The sequence below is a fragment of the Methylophaga sp. UBA2689 genome, from assembly GCA_002354555.1.
Lineage (GTDB): Bacteria > Pseudomonadota > Gammaproteobacteria > Nitrosococcales > Methylophagaceae > Methylophaga.
On record DELT01000101.1, the window covers coordinates 59,372 to 77,893 of the forward strand.

At 46.3% G+C, this 18,522-nt stretch carries 15 protein-coding genes; 12 read left to right on the forward strand and 3 right to left on the reverse strand.

What is annotated here, in order from left to right; translation table 11 throughout:
• Positions 1-65: 65 nt before the first annotated feature.
• The 3 genes from recC to recD are packed head-to-tail and all read left to right on the forward strand — an operon-like array spanning position 66 to position 8,493.
• A complete protein-coding gene (gene recC / locus B3M51_RS13005; RefSeq protein ID WP_292759782.1) occupies positions 66-3,269 on the forward strand; it encodes an exodeoxyribonuclease V subunit gamma in 3,204 nt (1,067 codons plus the stop codon).
• Positions 3,266-6,742, forward strand: a complete 3,477-nt coding sequence (gene recB, locus B3M51_RS13010) for an exodeoxyribonuclease V subunit beta (protein WP_292759783.1) — start codon at positions 3,266-3,268, stop codon at positions 6,740-6,742. Before recC ends, recB begins: the two co-directional genes overlap by 4 nt.
• Complete coding sequence (gene recD / locus B3M51_RS13015) at positions 6,739-8,493, forward strand: exodeoxyribonuclease V subunit alpha (protein ID WP_292759784.1); 1,755 nt, start codon at positions 6,739-6,741, stop codon at positions 8,491-8,493. Before recB ends, recD begins: the two co-directional genes overlap by 4 nt.
• On the opposite strand, the gene B3M51_RS13020 is transcribed toward recD, so the two are convergent.
• Complete coding sequence (locus B3M51_RS13020; protein ID WP_292479588.1) at positions 8,490-8,927, reverse strand: YhcB family protein; 438 nt, start codon at positions 8,925-8,927, stop codon at positions 8,490-8,492. The genes recD and B3M51_RS13020 overlap by 4 nt on opposite strands.
• Before the next feature lie 213 nt (positions 8,928-9,140).
• Here B3M51_RS13020 and B3M51_RS13025 point away from each other — a divergent pair, with 213 nt between their 5' ends.
• The gene (locus tag B3M51_RS13025) at positions 9,141-10,601 is read left to right on the forward strand and encodes a helicase HerA-like C-terminal domain-containing protein (RefSeq protein ID WP_292759786.1); all 1,461 of its coding nucleotides are present in this window, start codon (positions 9,141-9,143) and stop codon (positions 10,599-10,601) included.
• A gap of 8 nt (positions 10,602-10,609) precedes the next feature.
• Here the strand turns inward: B3M51_RS13025 and B3M51_RS13030 are convergent, their stop codons facing one another.
• Positions 10,610-11,368: a lipopolysaccharide kinase InaA family protein gene (locus B3M51_RS13030; RefSeq protein WP_292479586.1), complete on the reverse strand. Its 759-nt coding sequence runs from the start codon at positions 11,366-11,368 to the stop codon at positions 10,610-10,612.
• A 258-nt stretch (positions 11,369-11,626) separates the two neighbouring features.
• On the opposite strand from B3M51_RS13030, the gene ubiK reads away from it, so the two are divergent.
• From ubiK to B3M51_RS13070, 8 genes are all read left to right on the forward strand, one after another.
• Positions 11,627-11,875: a ubiquinone biosynthesis accessory factor UbiK gene (ubiK, locus tag B3M51_RS13035; protein WP_292759788.1), complete on the forward strand. Its 249-nt coding sequence runs from the start codon at positions 11,627-11,629 to the stop codon at positions 11,873-11,875.
• Positions 11,876-11,911: 36 nt separating this feature from the next.
• On the forward strand, positions 11,912-12,664 hold the full coding sequence (locus B3M51_RS13040) for a hypothetical protein (RefSeq protein ID WP_292759790.1): 753 nt from the start codon (positions 11,912-11,914) through the stop codon (positions 12,662-12,664).
• A gap of 46 nt (positions 12,665-12,710) precedes the next feature.
• Complete coding sequence (locus B3M51_RS13045; RefSeq protein WP_136552894.1) at positions 12,711-13,025, forward strand: pyrimidine/purine nucleoside phosphorylase; 315 nt, start codon at positions 12,711-12,713, stop codon at positions 13,023-13,025.
• Between the two features lie 196 nt (positions 13,026-13,221).
• Positions 13,222-14,070, forward strand: a complete 849-nt coding sequence (phnC, locus tag B3M51_RS13050; protein ID WP_292759792.1) for a phosphonate ABC transporter ATP-binding protein — start codon at positions 13,222-13,224, stop codon at positions 14,068-14,070.
• The gene (phnD, locus tag B3M51_RS13055) at positions 14,070-14,939 is read left to right on the forward strand and encodes a phosphate/phosphite/phosphonate ABC transporter substrate-binding protein (RefSeq protein ID WP_292759794.1); all 870 of its coding nucleotides are present in this window, start codon (positions 14,070-14,072) and stop codon (positions 14,937-14,939) included. Before phnC ends, phnD begins: the two co-directional genes overlap by 1 nt.
• A gap of 9 nt (positions 14,940-14,948) precedes the next feature.
• Entirely contained in the window at positions 14,949-15,755 is an 807-nt protein-coding gene (gene phnE, locus B3M51_RS13060; protein ID WP_292759796.1) for a phosphonate ABC transporter, permease protein PhnE, read from the forward strand.
• 9 nt (positions 15,756-15,764) lie between these two features.
• Positions 15,765-16,781 (forward strand): phosphonate dehydrogenase, encoded by a 1,017-nt coding sequence (locus B3M51_RS13065; protein WP_292759798.1) that lies wholly within the window; start codon positions 15,765-15,767, stop codon positions 16,779-16,781.
• Positions 16,769-17,659 carry a LysR family transcriptional regulator gene (locus B3M51_RS13070; protein ID WP_292759800.1) on the forward strand — a complete coding sequence of 297 codons (891 nt, stop codon included), beginning with the start codon at positions 16,769-16,771 and terminating at the stop codon, positions 17,657-17,659. The genes B3M51_RS13065 and B3M51_RS13070 overlap by 13 nt, the downstream gene beginning before the upstream one ends.
• A gap of 11 nt (positions 17,660-17,670) precedes the next feature.
• Here the strand turns inward: B3M51_RS13070 and B3M51_RS13075 are convergent.
• On the reverse strand, positions 17,671-18,522 hold an 852-nt coding region (locus B3M51_RS13075; RefSeq protein ID WP_292759802.1), incomplete at its 5' end, for a DUF481 domain-containing protein.

Genomic DNA, 18,522 nt, shown 5'->3' on the forward strand with positions numbered 1-18,522 from the left:
TGTTGTGAATATCCGATTAACAGCACCTATCATGGCCATAACAACTGGTCAGGAAAAAATTTAATATGCTGAATGTGATCTACAGCAATTCGATGTCGCAACTGGCTGCACATCTGGCTGAGAGTCAACAACGCGATCCCTTGCCACCACTGCAGGCTGAAACAGTGATGGTGCAGAGCAATGAGCTGGCGCGCTGGCTTAATTTATTCCTGGCCTCAAACCAATCGATTGCTGCACATATTGAATTTCCGTTTCCGTCTGCCTGGTTGTGGAAGTTATTCCGCCAGGTCTGGTCTGATATTCCGCGTGAGTCGCCATATTCGACAGATGCAATGAGCCTGAAAATCTTCGAACTGCTGCCAACGGTCAAAAATCAACCAGAGTTTGAGGCGATCAGTCGTTATCTTGGCGAAGCCGATGACGCTCGAAAAATGCTGGATTTATCGCAACGCATCGCAGACAGCTTTGATCAATATCTGATGTATCGTCCTGATTGGATTGCCCAATGGGAAACCGGTAAAACAAATAACTGGCAGGGTGCGTTATGGCAGTTGTTAACCAGGGATGATCCCGAGCCGATGCACCGGGCACGTTTGCTGCAAAAGATGCAGCAGGCGCTTAAAAGCAAACAGTTTCCAACTTCAATATTACCATCGCGTATTGCCATTTTCGGGCTGACAGCGATGCCACCAATCTATCTGGATTTGCTGGCAGAAATTGCTGAATTCACCGAGGTTTCAATTTACTTTCTGTCTCCCAGTGAAGGTTATTGGGGGGATTTGCTGAATCAGAAGTCACAGGCTAAACAACGCCTGTTGTTTGATGACGAAGATGACTTCACCGATAACGGTCATCCTTTACTGGCTAGCCTGGGCAAACTTGGCCAGACATTTTTCGAGCAGCTACAGGCGATACCACATGAAGCGGAGATGCTGTATCTGCAACCACAAGCTACTGACATCCTCAGCCAGCTCAAGCAGGATATCTATCAGCTGGATAATGCCGATGAGCTGGTAACGGTGGCCAGTGATGACGATTCAGTGCAGATCCATAGTTGCCATAGTGCGATGCGTGAAGCAGAAGTATTACACGATCAATTATTAAATCTGTTTGAAAACTACCCCGATTTATCGCCCACCGATGTGGTGGTGATGACGCCGGATATCGAAGTTTACGCTCCGGCGATAGAAGCCGTTTTCAGTAGCCAGCCTGCTGAACGGTTCATTCCGTTTAGTATCGCTAACCGTGGTGATGCACAACAGCAGACCATTATTGAGACGTTTACTGATTTACTCGGTCTGCCCCAATCCCGCTTTGATGCTGAAACCATTATGCGGCTTTTGGAATGTACGGCTATCCAACGTGAGTTCAGACTCGATCATACTGATCTGGATACCATTCGAGGCTGGTTGCGCGAGACACAGATCCGTTGGGGGCTTGATGGCAAGGACAAGCAGGCATTGGGTTTACCCGCTATGGATGCCAATACCTGGCGAGCTGGGCTGGACAGATTATTACTGGGATACGCCTTACCCCCGGCAGAACGCGATCAATGGCAGTTATTTAATGCGCAGTTACCTGTCGGTGGTATTTCCGGTGATCGTGCCCAGTTAATGGCGCAGCTCAATGCGTTTATTGATCAACTCAGTCTGTTACGAAATGAATTAAAGCGGCCGAGAACGCCGGCTGACTGGCAAATATTGCTTATGGACTGGCTGCGAAAATTGTTTTTGATTCGGGAAGAAAACGAGCAACTGCAGCTGGATGCAATTTTGAAAGCCATCGATTCACTGACTGAAGCAGCAGCGCAAGTTGATTTTGAACAAAAAATATCGATTGAGCTGTTGCGTGACTGGCTGGATCTGCACATTGAACTGCCCAGTGCCGAGCATCAGTTTATGGGCCGTGGTCTGACTTTCTGCGATATGGTGCCGATGCGTAGCATTCCCTTTGATGTGGTTTGTCTGATTGGCATGAATGACAACAGCTATCCGCGTCGTCAACCCAAACCGGGATTTGATTTGCTTTCCAGTGATTATCGACGGGGTGACCGCTCACGTCGTGATGATGATCGTTATCTGTTTCTGGAGGCGATTCTGTCGGCTAATCGGCATCTGTATATCAGCTACGTTGGAGCCAGTATTCATGATAATTCGCCGATCCCACCTTCGGTGCTGGTCAGTGATTTTGCCGATGTGGTTACCAGGCGCTTTCAGACCGTTGAGTGTACCGATATCTGGGAGCAGTTACTTACGCGACACCCGTTACAGGCATTCAGTCCACGCTATTTTTCGGGGCAGGATGAAACATTATTCAGCTTTAATGCTGAGGCCTGTCCACCGGTACAAAAACTTTCTGAAGCAACAAACTGGTTTGCCAGCCCCCTGCCTGAAGCCGATGAAAGCTGGCGCTTTGTCAGCCTGCATCAACTAATCAGCTTTTTCAGTCACCCGGCACGATTTCTGGCCCAGCAACGACTGGGTATCAACTTTGAAAATGATGATGCGACGCTGGAAATCCGTGAACCATTTGTATTGAATGGTCTGGAAGCCTGGTCTGTTCGTCAGCAAATGCTGGATGGCAGATTAAACGCACTGGATAAAGCACAGATCCAACCGGTGATACAGGCGACAGGGGTATTACCACAAGGACATTTTGCCGATTTGTTATTTGACCAGCAGCTGGAAACGGTCGATGCCTTTACTGAGAAATTACAACCCTTAACCAGCTCTCAACCGATGCAACCACTGGCATTTGAATTTGACCTTGAGAACTTCACCTTGACCGGCCAGCTTGAGGGGCTCTCAACATCAGGGTTGTTGCATTACCGGCTGGCGAAAATGAAAGCCAAAGATCTTCTTGGCTTATGGTGTTCACATCTGTTGTTGAATTGCTTAAAACCGCAAGGCGTTGCCTTACATAGCCAGCTGCAATGTGAAGACAACTACCTGCAACTGAACCCTGTGAACGAGCCGGAACAAATGCTGGCTGATTTATTGGCGATTTACTGGCAAGGTTTACATCAACCCATTCCACTATTGCCACAAACCAGCATGGCTTATGCGTTAGCAGAATTGAATGCCGGAAAAGCCGATCCTGAAAAAGAAGCCTATAAAGCCTGGCAATCATCAAGATTTCATCAGGGAGAAGAGTCTGATACCTACCATCAATTACTGTTCAGCGAATTGCCTCTGAATGATCAATTCCGCGACCTGGCGCTGCGAGTGTATCAGCCTTTATGGGATGCGTTGCAGGGAGACAAGCTATGAAACAGTTTGATCTGCTGCAAACCCCATTACACGATGTCAATCTGATTGAGGCCAGTGCCGGTACCGGTAAAACTTTTACCCTGGCCGGCTTGTATCTGCGTTTGATTCTCGAACATCAGCTCAATGTCGATCAGATTCTGGTGGTTACCTATACCCGAGCGGCAACACAGGAGTTGCGGGATCGTCTGCGTAAAAAACTCAGTGATGAACGCAAGCTGATTCTCAATGAACAGCCACACCGCAACGAAGATTTGAAACGACTGGATCTGGCGATTCAGAGTTTTGACGAGGCGGCAATTTACACCATTCACAGTTTCTGTCAGCAGGTGCTGAAAGACTTTGCCTTTGAGTCTGGCAGCCCGTTTGAAATGGATTTAATTGGTGATGACCGTGAGTTATTACTTTCTGTCACCGATGACTTCTGGCGACAGAATGTAGTGCAGTCGGATAGTGATTTCAGTGCTTATTTACTGGCCAGAAAACAAACTCCGGAAAGCCTGCTGCAATCCATCCGTAATCTGGTAGCGAAACCCTATCTGCAGATTCAGGCGTTGCCCGAAGTGGACGCAGAGGCGGTCACTGAAGCGCTGAATAATGCCTTTTCACATGCCAGCCAATGCTGGCAAAAAGAGTCTGAGCAGATTGCCGCCTTTTTGCACAGTGGTGGTCTGAGCAAAACCAGTTACAAACCTGAAAAAGTCGAAAGACTGCAGGCTCTGCTACAACTTACTTTCAATGAACAATCCTGTCCGTTAGCCTGGGATGAATTGCTGGAGTTGGCCACGCTGGAAAAAGCCGAGTCCAGTTTAAAAAAAGGCACGGCGTTACCAGAGCTGAGATTCTGGTCAGCTATGGATACGTTAAAACAACGTTATCAGGATCTGGACACTATTCGAGCATTGCAATTACAACAGTTACGTCTGCAATTACTGAGCTATATCCGGGAACAACTGCCACAACAGAAAATCCAGCAGCAAGTGCAGTCCTATGATGATTTGTTGATCAATCTTTCGCAGGCACTGCAAGGCCCACAAGGTGAGTGGTTAATAACCCGATTGCGGGAACAGTTCAAGGCAGCCTTGATTGATGAGTTTCAGGATACCGATCCGGTGCAGTACGATAACTTCCGGCGGGTATTTGCTGACAGTGGACTGCCAGTGTTTTTTGTTGGTGATCCCAAACAGGCGATCTACAGCTTCCGTGGCGCTGATATTTTCACCTACCTCAAAGCCAAACAGGATGCTGATGAAACCTATACCTTAGGTAAAAACTGGCGCTCACATATTTCTTTGGTTGGCGCGGTTAATCGACTGTTTATGCAAACCACTACGCCGTTTATTTATGAGCAAATCCCGTTTGTTGAAGTGGATGCGTCGCGTGATCAAAAGCCTGCTTTGCAAGTCGATGAAGGTGAACAGGCGGCCTTGCAGTTCTGTTATGTGGAAAGCGACAAACCGTTAAACATTGACCCTATGAAAAGCACGGCAGTCGAAGTGACTACTAACGAAATTGCCCGCTTACTGAATCTGGCTGCCGACAATAAAGCTCGATTGCTGGATGAAGACAGTCAACAGACAAGACCGCTAACAGGGGGCGATATTGCCGTTCTTGTGCCCAGCCATGCACAGGCCGAATTGATTCAGCAGGCATTACGGCGTCGAGGCATTAACAGCGTGCAGCAGGGTAGGGAAAATGTGTTTGCTTCCAGGCAGGCTGCCGATTTGTCCTGTTTAATGCTGGCATTGGCACAGCCCGATCATCATCAACGACTCAGTACGGTATTGGCAGGTCCATTATTTCAGTACTCTGCGGAAGAGCTGTATGCGATTCAGCAGGATGAATTGCGGTGGAATGCATTAATGGATCAGCTGCAACTGTTACAGCAACGCTGGCAGCAATCGGGTTTTATGGCGATGTTCCGGGCATTACTGCAGCTGGATAATGGTCTGCAACGGCTACTTGAACAGGCTGATGGTGAACGGCAGTTAACCAATTTTCTGCATCTTGCCGAATTAATCCAGGCTGAATCCGCCCGACAGAATAATCATATTGAAGCAGTGAACCAGTGGTTTGCCAGACAACAGGAAGCCAGTGCGACAGAAGACGAAACAGCACAGTTGCGGCTGGAAAGTGATGCGGCGCTGGTCAAAATCATGACCATTCATTCCAGTAAAGGGCTGGAATATCCGATTGTATTCTGTCCATTTAACTGGACGGCAAAATCCAATAGAACCAAGACGGATATCATTGAATTTCATGATCCACAAAATCAGCATCAGCCCAGTGTGGCACTGGCCGAACCACTTTTATCCGAAGCACAGTTAGTGGCAGAACAGGAGCAACAGGCAGAGTCGTTACGTCTGTTATATGTGGCGCTAACCCGTGCCAGAGAACGTTGCATTATTGTCTGGGGCAATGTGAGAGATGTGCAGAAATCCGCTCTGTATCAACTTTTGCATGGCGACAGTTCAGAGGGCATGCGTGAAGATTTACAACGTCTGGCAGCCAGCAGTGCGGGCAGCATTGCCGTGACGCAGTATCAGCCTCAACCACCCGTGGTATATCAGTCTGCTCAGTCAGATACTGCAATTTATCAGGCGCGTCGCTTTAATGGCGAAATCCATAAACCGTGGCGGATTGGCAGTTTCTCGTTGTTAAGTCGCGGCCATGTATCAGAACAACCGGATTATGACGCTGAACTGGTGACGGTAGATACCGAGATGGTGATACAGCGTAGCAGCAAAGACCGATTTGGCTTTGAACGGGGTCGTCAGGCCGGTAATTTTCTGCACAAATGCCTGGAAAATATTGAATTTGATTCAGCTGATACCACACAAATCAGTCAGACGGTATCGCGTTTGTTGCCACAGTTTGGTCTGGATCTGCAGTGGACTGAAGTGGTTACTGACTGGTTACAAGCGGTGTTGCAGACACCGTTGAATGCTGACAATGGCCTGAGATTATGTGATTTACCGACAAGCCAGCGAATTAATGAAATGGCCTTTTATTTTCCGGTGGCCGGTTTGAATATGGTCGGATTAAAAAATGCGTTGCAGCAGACTGCTAAAGATTCCATCTGGCAGAAACTGGCAGCCGATCTGCACTTTCACGAACTCACCGGCTTTATGAAAGGCTTTATTGACTTGGTATTTGAATATGAGGGCCGTTTTTATGTGGCCGACTATAAATCCAATCACTTGGGCTCAGAACAGTCACAGTATCAGGGTGAAGCTTTGCAGAATGCGATGCTCAGTCATGGATATCCTCTGCAATATCTGATTTACAGTCTGGCGTTACATCGACATTTGCAACAACGTTTACCGGATTACGATCCGGAACAGCATTTTGGTGGTGTTTATTACCTTTTTTTACGTGGCATGCAGCCGGAGTGGTCACAAACCGGTGTGTTTTATGACCGGCTGGACAGGACATTACTGGAAGCTGTGGATCAGCTTATGGCAGGTGTTCAATGAATGCCTTGAAACTGCTACGAGAAGCAGGGGTTTCCGAGCTGGCATATCAGTTTGCAGCCTATATTAGCCGTCAGCAACAGAATGAAGATTCAGTTGTTACGCTGACGGCCGGGCTACTCAGCGAAACCATCAGTGAAGGGCATGTGTGTCTGAATCTGAATGACTTTCAATCACTTAATCCAGTTATTCAGAGCGTGATACCTGAAGCGTCATTATGGTTGGACCATCTGCAAAATAGTGAAATTATCGGTGCTCCCGGCGAGTTTAAACCATTAGTTCTGACAACCGATGGCTTGTTGTATTTGTATCGATACTGGCAATCAGAACAACAGGTAGCAATAGCGATACAACAGCGACTGAAGGACGGGGATACGCTGCCAGCCGCAGAAAAGCTGTCAACATTTATGGCGGATTGGCAAAATCATCTACCTGATACTGACTGGCAGAAAGTTGCGGTATTAAGTGCATTACGCCGACAGCTTTGTGTGATTTCGGGTGGCCCCGGCACTGGTAAAACCACGGTGGTATTAAAAATTCTGCAATGTCTGCACTTAAATGACGATAAATCACGGATTGCTTTGGCGGCCCCGACAGGCAAAGCTGCGGCTAGACTGCAACAGGCAATCAGTCAGCATACTGATGAGCAATACACTGCTAAAACGCTGCATCGCTTACTGGGTATCAGTGCACGTTTTGATCAGGGACGCTATTCAGCAGAACGGCCATTGCCGGTTGATGTGCTGATTGTTGATGAAGCGTCGATGATTGATATCAATCTGATGGCGATTACGCTGAAAGCCTTACCATTGCATGCACGATTGATTCTATTGGGCGACAGCGATCAATTAGCCTCAGTTGAATCCGGCGCAGTGCTCGCTAACTTATGTGCTGACACGCCGGATTTTTCGGTTGATTTCAGATCATGGGTAAAACAGATCAGCGAAATAGAATTACCGGTTTCCAGAGATGACAATCCCTTACAGGATTCGCTGGTCAAATTAAAACACAGCTATCGTTTTGCAGCGGGTGGTCAGGTCGGTCAACTGGCTCAGGCAGTGAATAGTGGAGATGCTGAACAGGTTTCGGATTTATTGGTAAATCAATCCTTCTCCGCCTTAAGCGTGCCATCAACAGAGCATATACAAACCCAGTTACTCAACGGATATCAGCCTTTTATTGAGACCATTGAAAAACGGGCTGATGCGGTGATCTGTATTCAGGCATTTGAAGCGTTTCGGATGCTTTGTGCGGTGAAAAATGGACCGCAATCGGTGTATTCAGTGAATCAGCTGATGAGCCAGTTGCTGGCAAAACGTGGCTGGCGGACAGCGCAGCCATATTATCCCGGACGGCCAGTGATGATTACGCAGAATCATTATCGGCAGAACCTGTTTAATGGTGATATTGGTTTGGTGTTGCCGAATGCCGAAGGGGAACTGCAGGCCTGTTTTCTATTCGGTGAGGAGTTACGCTGGTTGCCATTAAGCCGTTTACCGGCGCATGAAACAGTGTTTGCGATGACTGTGCATAAAAGCCAGGGATCAGAGTTTGACCACGTCTCACTGTTACTACCCCAGGAGGATTCGGCAGTGTTAAGTCGGGAACTGGTTTATACCGCGCTTACCAGAGCACGGCAAACCGTGAATATCTTGTCGACACAGCCTGTTTTGCAGCAGGCTGTATTACGTCGACATCAACGAGAAAGCGGTTTGGCGCAGTTACTTGCCAATATCCGCCAGACGCTTTCTTAATAATCCTTTTGTACAGCCGTAGGATTCGCTTTGCTGTAATCGGGGTTAGGTTTTAAATCTTCTGTCAGCTCGGGTGGTATATGTTTATTGGCATCCGGGCCATCCAATAGTGCACCGGCACGATCGGGTAATACTTTGCGTTCGGTGAAGTTACCGAGCTTGTCATAACCTTCAGTCAGATGATCAAACATTTCTTTGTAAGGTGCTGCGATTGATACAAACAGATTGGCTGTTTTCTCGTGATAAGCATGCACTTCTTCACGGTAAGCATCCAGTTCGGCTTGGGTCTGCGCTAATTGACGTTCATGCGCCTGGGTCAGTTGTTTCATCTGTTCCGGGCTGCCTACAGGTTGCCGACGACCCAACAGGAACCCCAAAATACCTGTAATTACTGCTGCAACAATTCCGATGGCCCATATTTCGATTGATGTCATGACAAATCCCTAATGAAATCTTTACTAAAAAGCTTATTATTTAACGTTACGATGTGGCAGAAAGTCTGCTGTGACTGACTACAGCATAGCTTGCATCAGAATAGTCCGCAAACCGATAAGCTGATAAACAGAGCACTTTTAAAGTGACCAGATTAAAGTGTTTAATATCCCATCAGGATTTCGAGACCTAATTGGCACAGATAAGGAGAGCATATGGCACAACCCATGTTTGTAGGACAGGCTGAGCTGCCGGTTTTTTTGCTACCACAAATGGCCAATCGCCATGGCCTGGTGGCTGGCGCTACTGGCACCGGGAAAACCGTGACCCTTCAGGGACTTGCTGAAGCGTTCAGTAATATTGGTGTTCCCGTGTTTGCTGCCGATATTAAAGGTGATTTGTCCGGTATCAGTCAGCCGGGGAAAGCGCATCCCAAAATCAGTGAACGGGTTACGTTAATGCAACTGGAGGATTTTCAGTTCACAGGATTTCCAACCACCTTCTGGGATGTGTTTGGTGAACAGGGACATCCGGTTCGCACCACCATCTCCGATATGGGTCCATTATTGTTATCACGATTGATGAATCTCAACGATACCCAACAAGGTGTGTTAACCCTGATTTTTCGCGTAGCGGATGATAATGGCTGGCTGGTGTTGGATCTGAAGGATTTGCGCGCCATGCTACAGTTCGTTGCTGAAAATGCCGGCGAATTTCAGACATTGTATGGCAATATTTCGGCGGCCAGTGTGGGGGCCATTCAACGCAGGTTACTGGTATTGGAAGAGCAGGGCGCCGACAAGCTGTTTGCCGAACCGGTATTAAATCTCGATGATTTGCTGCAAACCGATGTGCATGGCAAAGGCATTATTAACTTGCTGACAGCCGATAAATTGATGCAGTCACCGCAGTTATACAGCACCTTTTTATTATGGCTGCTGGCAGAATTGTTTGATCAGTTGCCGGAAATCGGTGACCCGGAAAAACCCAAATTGGTGTTATTTTTTGATGAAGCGCATCTGATATTTGATGATGCGCCAAAAGCCTTACTGGATAAGATTGAACAGGTGGTGCGATTAATTCGCTCCAAAGGTGTTGGCGTCTATTTTGTGACGCAGAATCCGACCGATATTCCCGATAGTGTATTAGGTCAGTTGGGTAATCGTATCCAGCATGCCCTGCGTGCCTATACTGCAAAAGATCAAAAAGCAGTCAAAGCCGCGGCAGAAACCTTTCGTGATAATCCGGCGTTTTCCACCATGGAAGTGATTACTGATTTGGGTGTTGGAGAGGCGCTGGTATCAATGCTGGATGAAAAGGGGCGTCCGCAGATTGTGCAACGTACCATGATCAAGCCACCTCAAAGCCAGATTGGTCCAATTACTCCTCAGCAACGTCAGCAGCTATTGCAAAGCTCTCTACTGGCGGGTGTGTACGACAAGATTCTGGATCGTGAGTCTGCCCATGAAGTGCTAGCTGAACGCGCTGAAAAAATGCAGCAGGCAGCGTTGGCAGAAAAGAATGAAGCAATGAAGGAAACGGTAAAACCATCGCGTGCGAGCAATCGTCAATCAATATTTGAAGCCTTTGCCAAAAGTGCGATGCGCTCGATTGGAAGCCAGATTGGTCGACGATTAGTGCGTGGAATATTAGGTTCTCTGTTGAGAGGAAAATGATTTGTTAGTTATGTCACGGACAATTCAGTAAAAAACATTTTACTTTTTGTAGCATTTTTCATTTGTAACTTTCGCCATAATTTTTTGGAACGGGCCGAAAGCTTTGCTTCCTGTTGGTAAGCGCGGAAAAAAAACAGACGATCTTTTTCGGACCAGTTACCACCAGAGTGACGATAAAGCGTAATCAAATCGCGATGAATGGCATTTCTTTTAAAAAGTTGCCATTTGAGTTTTTCCAGGTCAATAAACCGGACTCGCCATGCACCATCAACATATTTAACAAAAATATGTTTTGGATACAGGCAATTATGCTGGTAGTGATGCTGATGCATTAATCGCAGATTTTTAGCAACTTCAGTAAGTAATGCACGTTTCTGCAAACGATCCAGTTTCAGCGAAGCGATATCCAACGGTTGATAATCATTCAGTGCCTTGGTCACCAGGATAGCTTTCATTCCTCGTTGCCCAAAGAAGAGGGCCTTCAGGGTGGGGATGTTTTTTTTGGTTAGTCGCTGGATATTGCGGTATTCCTTGCAGAAGGTAGCCTGACCTTTGAAAGGATGTAACAGTGTTTTACTGACGTGATTTTCCTGACGTTTGATAAAGACCTCAACGGCTCCCGAGTCAACCTGAATGGGTTGTTTTATAACACCACTCCAGCCGCCTCGACGAACATTGGGTTCTTCAAACCAATTTGTATAAAGATGCCAAAGTGAGTCAAAGTTAAGACTGTTTTTTGGGGAAGCAGAGTCATCTGTAATAAGCAATTTAGATACCGTCCTAGCGCCACTAAAAATGGATCAGTATCTGAGAATATTGCATAACCAAGTGAATATTCAAGTTATTTGTAATAGTTCTGTAATAATTATTGTTATTTTTTTGAGTGTTACCGTTATAAACTCAGATTTTTTTGCGTGCTTTACGCTTTCAAGAGCAGATTTTTATTAGTCAAATCTGTCACCAAAATGTCAGTCTATCCTGCTTTACAGTAGAATAAGCTTGTAACCAAAATTAAAGGAAGCCTCATGATAGATCCGAAAAAATTCGATGAAATCGCCGACACCATTACCCGTGCCCTGCCACCTGGCTTACTGCAGATGCGTGGAGATGCTGAAAAAAATATCCGTGCTGCAATGAGCTCTACTTTTAACAAGCTGGATTTAGTGACCAGAGAAGAGTTTGAAGTGCAGTCTCAGGTTTTATTGCGTACCCGTGAAAAGCTGGAAGCTCTGGAAAAACGTGTAGAAGAACTGGAACAGCTCAATACAAAATAAACGTTTTACCATCACTAAAAAGGAAGTTAGAGAGAAATGAAAAAATCAGTGATTTTGATCCCATCAGCGCTGTTAGTGTTGATCATGCCAATGATGGCAGGCGTTCAGGCAGATACATCTTCGCAATCTGCTACTACGATCAGTCAAAACCACCAGCAAAGCCTTCAAGGACATTGGGTGGATACCTCAGGACGTGGGGTTTTAACCTTCGATAATGGCACCGCATTTTTATCACCAACCGGTGAAGCTGATCCAAAGAATACCTATCAGGTTGAATTATCAGCTGATGATCAGTTGACGATGACGCCTGCAGAGGGCAGCAACAAAGCCAATAAAACCATTACAACTGAAGTGGACTGGCAAAAACAAAGCTTTAGTTTCAAAAACGGACTTTATAACTTTGTACGTCCACCGCAGATCAGTGCAAATGAATTGGACGGCTATTGGCATGAGGAAGCTGATATGCAGGGTGCAAAGCATATCCGTGCCATGGAATATAAAGATAATGCCACAAGCTACGATTACTATTGGTGGCGGGTTACACAGGCATTGGGCACCTTTCAGAAAGGTGTTGATCGGGATGTACCGTTAAAAGTGCAGAACGGTTTTGTGTTTACAGATCCCAAATCAACCAGTCCCTATGTTCACTATGCAATCAAAAAAGAGGGTGACACGATTTATTACGTAGATCGTAATGGTGCCACTTGGTCAGAAACCAAAACCGATACGCTTTACGTCTATGAAGTGCCAAAAGGCTTTAAAGAGATGAAAGACTGGATGACACCTTGATAACTCCGGCGTATATTTCTCCACATTTTTATCATTAGAGAAACCTATGTCTACATTTGAAAATGTCACGGTGACCCGTGAAGCCAATATCTATTTCGATGGCAAAGTAACCAGTCGCAAAGTAACCTTTGAGGATGGCAGCTATAAAACGCTCGGCATTATGATGCCGGGTGAATATAAATTTGGCACCGAGAAAGCCGAGTTAATGGAAATTCTCGCTGGCCAGCTGCGTTACCGACTCGATGGCGATACTGAATGGACGCCGATTACTTATGGTCAGTCATTCAATGTTCCAGCCAATTCATCATTTGATATCGAAATCACGGAGTTAGTCGATTATTGCTGCAGCTATCTTGATTAAAATTTGATTCAGTTGGTTTTACTAAAACCGCCGTCTGTTATGGACTGGCGGTTTTTTTTATGGCCAGATTTGGGAATTAAGCCCGCCCGTTGTAACTAAATGGTCATCTAACCTTCATTTGGCAGTCATATTTAAACCTTAGCATTCAATTGTGAACCGCAATACTGCGGTGCTTAATATTGTGAAAGGTGATGTTATGACTGCAACCAAGACACCTCAATCGATTCTCTCCATTGATAATCTTGGTATTACCTATCCAGGTGGTATTGAAGCATTACGAACAACTTCTATTAATTTTCAACGTGGCGAATTCAATGTGCTGCTCGGATTGTCAGGTGCCGGAAAGTCTTCGTTATTGCGGGCACTGAATCATTTAGTCAAACCGACTTCAGGTAAAGTGATTTCAGCTGAATTTGGAGTGCTGGATAATCAACGTACCCTGCGCCGGCATCGCCGAAAAACAGCCATGGTATTTCAGCACCATCAACTGATCCTGCGTCATAGCGCTTTACAAAATGTGTTGATGGGACGGCTGGGGTATCACTCATTTTTGCGCAGCTTGATGCCAATGCCAAAAATAGATTTGGAGCTGGCATTACATTGCCTGGATAGGGTCGGGCTGGCGGATAAAGCCATGACGCGTGTCGATCAATTGTCCGGTGGTCAGCAGCAACGTGTTGGTATTGCCAGAGCACTGGCACAGCAGCCAACCATCATTCTGGCAGATGAACCCGTAGCCAGCCTGGATCCTGCTACTTCCGAAAAAGTCCTGTCACAGCTAAAACACATCTGCAGCGAAGATGGCATTACTGCTGTCGTTTCACTACATCAACTTGAGTATGCCAAACGGTTTGCCGATCGGATTATAGGTTTGGCCAATGCAAAGGTGGTGTTTGATGCGGCCCCACAACAGCTTGATGAAAAACAACTAGCATTGATTTATCACCAACCTGCTGAAAAAAATAAACCTGCAAAAGATAGCCAACCTAAGTCCTCCTCTGAACGTTTACCTACTAAAACTGCAACACAACTGGAGATTGCCTGATGAAACTGTTTAAACAATTACTGTTAGCGACATCCTTATTGGTCACAGCCGTTGCCCCAGGCATGGCAGCGGATGCTGATCCAGACCCGGATACGTTAAAAGTTGCCCTATTGCCTGATGAAAATGCATCAGAGCTCATCAAACGGAATCAACCGTTAAAAGACTATCTCGAAACCACCTTGAAGAAAAAAGTGGAACTGATTGTAACGACCGATTATTCGTCAATGATAGAAGCCATGCGCTTTGGCCGTATTGATCTGGCGTATTTTGGACCACTGTCCTATGTGATGGCCAAATCAAAAAGTGATATTGAGCCGTTCGCAGCCATGGTGATTGATGGTGTGCCGACTTATCGCTCTATCCTGATTGCCAATGTGGATGCGGGTATTGATTCGTATGCAGATATCAAAGGCAAAAAAATGGCTTATGGCGATCGGGCGTCAACCTCCAGTCATCTCATCCCGAAAACAGTGTTATTGGAAGAGGGGGGTATCGAGGCCGAAACTGATTATGAACAACATTTCGTGGGAAGCCATGATGCCGTTGCAGTGAATGTTGCCAATGGTAATGCCGATGCCGGTGGTTTGTCTGAAGTGATTTTTAAGTATGTCGTAGAACGCGAACTTATTGATCCGGCTAAAGTAAAAGTGCTTGGCTACAGTAAGCCATTTCCGCAATACCCTTGGGCAATGCGTTCAAATCTGAATGATGATCTGAAAGCGAAAATCAAAGATGCCTTTATCAATCTGGATGATGAAGAAGTGTTGAAGAATTTTAAAGCTGAAGGTTTTGCGCCTATCACCGATCATGATTATGACGTGATTCGCGATATGGGCAAATTACTGAATCTTGATTTTTCCAAGATGTAAGGGAACCTGATGAATACCCATGTTCTGGAACAATCAGATGTACTGAAACGGTACAGCCAGCGCTGGAAAAAACAAACCCTGCAGGTGGTGGTCTTACTGGCCATCATTCTGCTGGCAGCCTGGTATGTGAATGTACTTAACTTCGAATTACTGGCAAATGGTTTGCCCGCTATTGGCACATTGGCCAGTGAATCATTTCCCCCCGACTTTACCAACCTTCGTGACTGGCTTTCACCCTTATTGGATACCCTGGCGATGAGTATTGCCGGAACCGCGATTGCGGTAATGTTTTCTGTCCCAATGGCATTTCTGGCAGCTCGAAACACTTCACCCCATGGTGTGGTGTTTCAACTGGCACGGGTAGTATTGAATGCGTTGCGGTCGGTTCCAGAACTCATCATGGGGATTATTTTTGTCGCCGCAGTCGGTTTTGGGGCATTACCTGGGGTGCTGGCTTTGGCCCTGCATTCCATCGGTATGGTGGGCAAGTTCTTTGCTGAAGCCATTGAACATGTTGATGAAGCACCTGTTGAAGCTGCTCGGGCGGCAGGTGCCTCGCCGATGCAGGTGCTATATCACGCGATTCTGCCACAGGTGATGCCACAGTTTGCCGATGTGGCGATTTACCGCTGGGAATACAACTTCCGGGCTTCTACGGTCATGGGCATGGTCGGTGCCGGTGGTATTGGTTTTGAACTGATGGGGTCGCTACGGATTATGCAGTATCAGGAAGTATTTGCGATTTTGCTGGTGATTTTGTTGATGGTTACGCTGGTAGACGCATTAAGCGGCGTATTACGCAAAAAATTCAAGTAAAGGATGACAATGAAACCAAAACTGGTCATTACCCATAAAGTGCATGATGAAGTGCTGGAAATGCTGGCGCCACATTGTGATTTGATAACCAATCAGACTACTTTCAGTTTATCGAGAAACGATACGATTCAACTGGCACAGGATGCTGACGCGTTGATGGTGTTTATGCCGGACAGGGTGGATGCAGACTTTCTAAAGGCTTGCCCGAAGTTGAAAGTGATTGGTGCTGCATTAAAAGGCTATGACAATTTTGATGTAGAAGCCTGCACAGATAATAACGTCTGGCTGTCCTTTGTACCGGATTTATTAACAGTTCCCACTGCAGAACTAACCATCGGTTTGATGGTTGGGCTGATACGGCATATTAGAGCTGCGGATGAGCATGTGCGAAGCGGCTATTTTAAAGGCTGGCGACCACAATTTTATGGACTGGGAGTTGAAGGTTCTACTATTGCCATTATCGGCATGGGAGCTATTGGTCAGGCTATTGCTCAAAGACTGTCTGGTTGGGATGCAAAATTAATATTTACTGATCAACAGCCTTTGACTACTGAACAGCAAGCAGCTTTGCAACTGGAGTTTCTGTCGCTGGACGATGCGCTTGCTCAGGCCGATATTGTGATTATGGCATTACCACTCAATTCTGAAACTCAGCATCTGATCAATGAACAACGTTTGCAGCAGATGCAACCGGGATCTTTTCTGATCAACCCATGTCGTGGTTCAGTGGTTGATGAGACGGCCATATTAAGAATGCTGAATAGTGGCCATTTAGCTGGTTACGCCAGTGATGTGTTTGAAATGGAAGACTGGGCTCGTAATGATCGACCCAATGAGATTGATGAAAATCTGTTAGCGCATCCCAACACCTTGTTTACTGCACATATCGGTTCAGCTGTGAGCAATGTGCGACTATCGATCGAAAAACGGGCTGCTGAGAATATTATCAATGTGCTGCAGGGTGAAAAGCCATTGGACCCAGCGAATCATCTTGAAACACCAAAGGAACTGTCATGCTCAACCTGATCTGGCTGAAAAGCCTGATAACAGTGATTGAACAGCACAGCTTTCAGGCGGCTGCTATTGAGTTGGGATTGGCACAACCGACAATCACTCAGCATATTCAAAAGTTGGAAGAAATGCTGAAAGTATCGTTGATTCAACGGGGACGAAGTGGCTGCCAGCCAACGGAACATGCGTTACGGCTGTTACCTTATGCTGAGAGCATGTTACGTCTACAGGACAGAGCGTTACTGGCCATCCAGTCATCCACGCTTAAAGTGGGGGCCAGTTCCAATATTGGTATTTATCTGTTGCAGCCTTATTTGCATGACTTTCTTCGACATCAATCACTGGAGCAGGACAAGCTGGACTTGCTGATTGATAACAATCCAGCGGTGGCTGACAAACTGGAAAATGCTGAAATTGATATTGCCCTGATGGAATGGTGGTCACCTAAAGCCGGATTTGAATCACAAACCTGGAAAATAGAACCATTGGTATTGATTACACCCATGGAGCATCCACTGGCAAAGCTGCCATCAATAAGCAAATCAATGCTAGCCGGGCTGGATTTGATCGGTGGTGAATCGGGTAGTGGTACAGGTCGATTGCTGAAAACGTATTTACAGGATTTTCAGCAGATGCCCAAAGTAACAATGCAACTGGGCAGTACCGAGGCAGTTAAACAGGCTGTTCGGGCGGGGCTAGGTATATCGTTAGTATTTTCCTCTGCCGTTGCCGATGAGGTCAGACATGGAAGTTTGTGTGCCATTCCCATTGAAGATAATGCTTTAAGAAAGTCCATCCAACTGGTCTGGCGACAACAAAGCCCGACCGCTCAACAGAAACGGCCGGGATTTGTAGATTATCTTTTGCAAAGTCCTAAGACTGCTTTGGTTTGATACAAAGGCGGTTACTCCCAGTCGTAAACCAGATTCAACCGATAATTGGTATCGGTGGTTTCCGCTTCCGGTGCGGGTTGGCTGTTGTACTGACTTCTCAAGGTCGCCCTTAACTTCCATGCTTCATCATTAGTGATTGGCATTTCTGCACCAAAGTTGGTGACCAGAAGGTAGTTCTGTCCTGGGCTACTAAATGAAGGGTAGTAGGTTAAATCATGAAACAGGTTCAATCGGCTGTTGAGATTATAGTTGGTCTCATAGCCAAGAACACCGGTTGGATCTTTTTCAGTGGTCCCGTCTGAATAGCTTTCAAAACGATAACCCACACCAGCAAAACCTTTGAAAACCAAATCCGGTTCGCGTATGAAAAAACGCCCAAGACTGGCAGTGGTTATTGCCCGTAAATCCAGTTCTTCAAAATCATCAATCTCAAAATCAGCGCTGCCACGGGCAAAATAGTTTTCGCTGATATCACGTTCTAATTTGATACCCGCCAGTTTTTCGTTCTCGGTTTGCTCGTCATCTTCCTTGGCATAATTGACTTCCAGGTACATGCCTAAACGTTCATTCACAGTTTCACGGAAAAGCTCACCCCGACCAGTGACGGCCATTCGGTCAGTATTACCACTGGCTCCCTGCACACCAAATGCCAGATTACCGCTCCATGGATCCAGTAGTGCTTCGCGTTCAGCTCGGAGTTGTTGCACTTCAGCTGTGTAAGTTTCTTCCAATTCGGCTTTTTCCTGCGCCTGTGCTGTTTTGATTTGCTCAATTTCCTGCTGATATTGCTGTTCCAGTTGAGCATTCTGCGGTTGCACAGCATCTTTTTCCCACAGCGTATTAATCCGTTTTGGATCGATATC

What these genes read in the sequence shown, in the direction of transcription:
- recC (WP_292759782.1), top strand. Translation starts at nt 66, where the DNA reads ATGCTGAATGTGATCTACAGCAATTCGATGTCGCAACTGGCTGCACAT.
- phnD (WP_292759794.1), top strand. Translation starts at nt 14,070, where the DNA reads ATGAAACTGTTTAAACAATTACTGTTAGCGACATCCTTATTGGTCACA.
- B3M51_RS13070 (WP_292759800.1), top strand. Translation starts at nt 16,769, where the DNA reads ATGCTCAACCTGATCTGGCTGAAAAGCCTGATAACAGTGATTGAACAG.
- phnE (WP_292759796.1), top strand. Translation starts at nt 14,949, where the DNA reads ATGAATACCCATGTTCTGGAACAATCAGATGTACTGAAACGGTACAGC.
- recD (WP_292759784.1), top strand. Translation starts at nt 6,739, where the DNA reads ATGAATGCCTTGAAACTGCTACGAGAAGCAGGGGTTTCCGAGCTGGCA.
- ubiK (WP_292759788.1), top strand. Translation starts at nt 11,627, where the DNA reads ATGATAGATCCGAAAAAATTCGATGAAATCGCCGACACCATTACCCGT.
- phnC (WP_292759792.1), top strand. Translation starts at nt 13,222, where the DNA reads ATGACTGCAACCAAGACACCTCAATCGATTCTCTCCATTGATAATCTT.
- B3M51_RS13025 (WP_292759786.1), top strand. Translation starts at nt 9,141, where the DNA reads ATGGCACAACCCATGTTTGTAGGACAGGCTGAGCTGCCGGTTTTTTTG.
- B3M51_RS13020 (WP_292479588.1), bottom strand. Translation starts at nt 8,927, where the DNA reads ATGACATCAATCGAAATATGGGCCATCGGAATTGTTGCAGCAGTAATT.
- B3M51_RS13040 (WP_292759790.1), top strand. Translation starts at nt 11,912, where the DNA reads ATGAAAAAATCAGTGATTTTGATCCCATCAGCGCTGTTAGTGTTGATC.
- recB (WP_292759783.1), top strand. Translation starts at nt 3,266, where the DNA reads ATGAAACAGTTTGATCTGCTGCAAACCCCATTACACGATGTCAATCTG.
- B3M51_RS13045 (WP_136552894.1), top strand. Translation starts at nt 12,711, where the DNA reads ATGTCTACATTTGAAAATGTCACGGTGACCCGTGAAGCCAATATCTAT.
- B3M51_RS13065 (WP_292759798.1), top strand. Translation starts at nt 15,765, where the DNA reads ATGAAACCAAAACTGGTCATTACCCATAAAGTGCATGATGAAGTGCTG.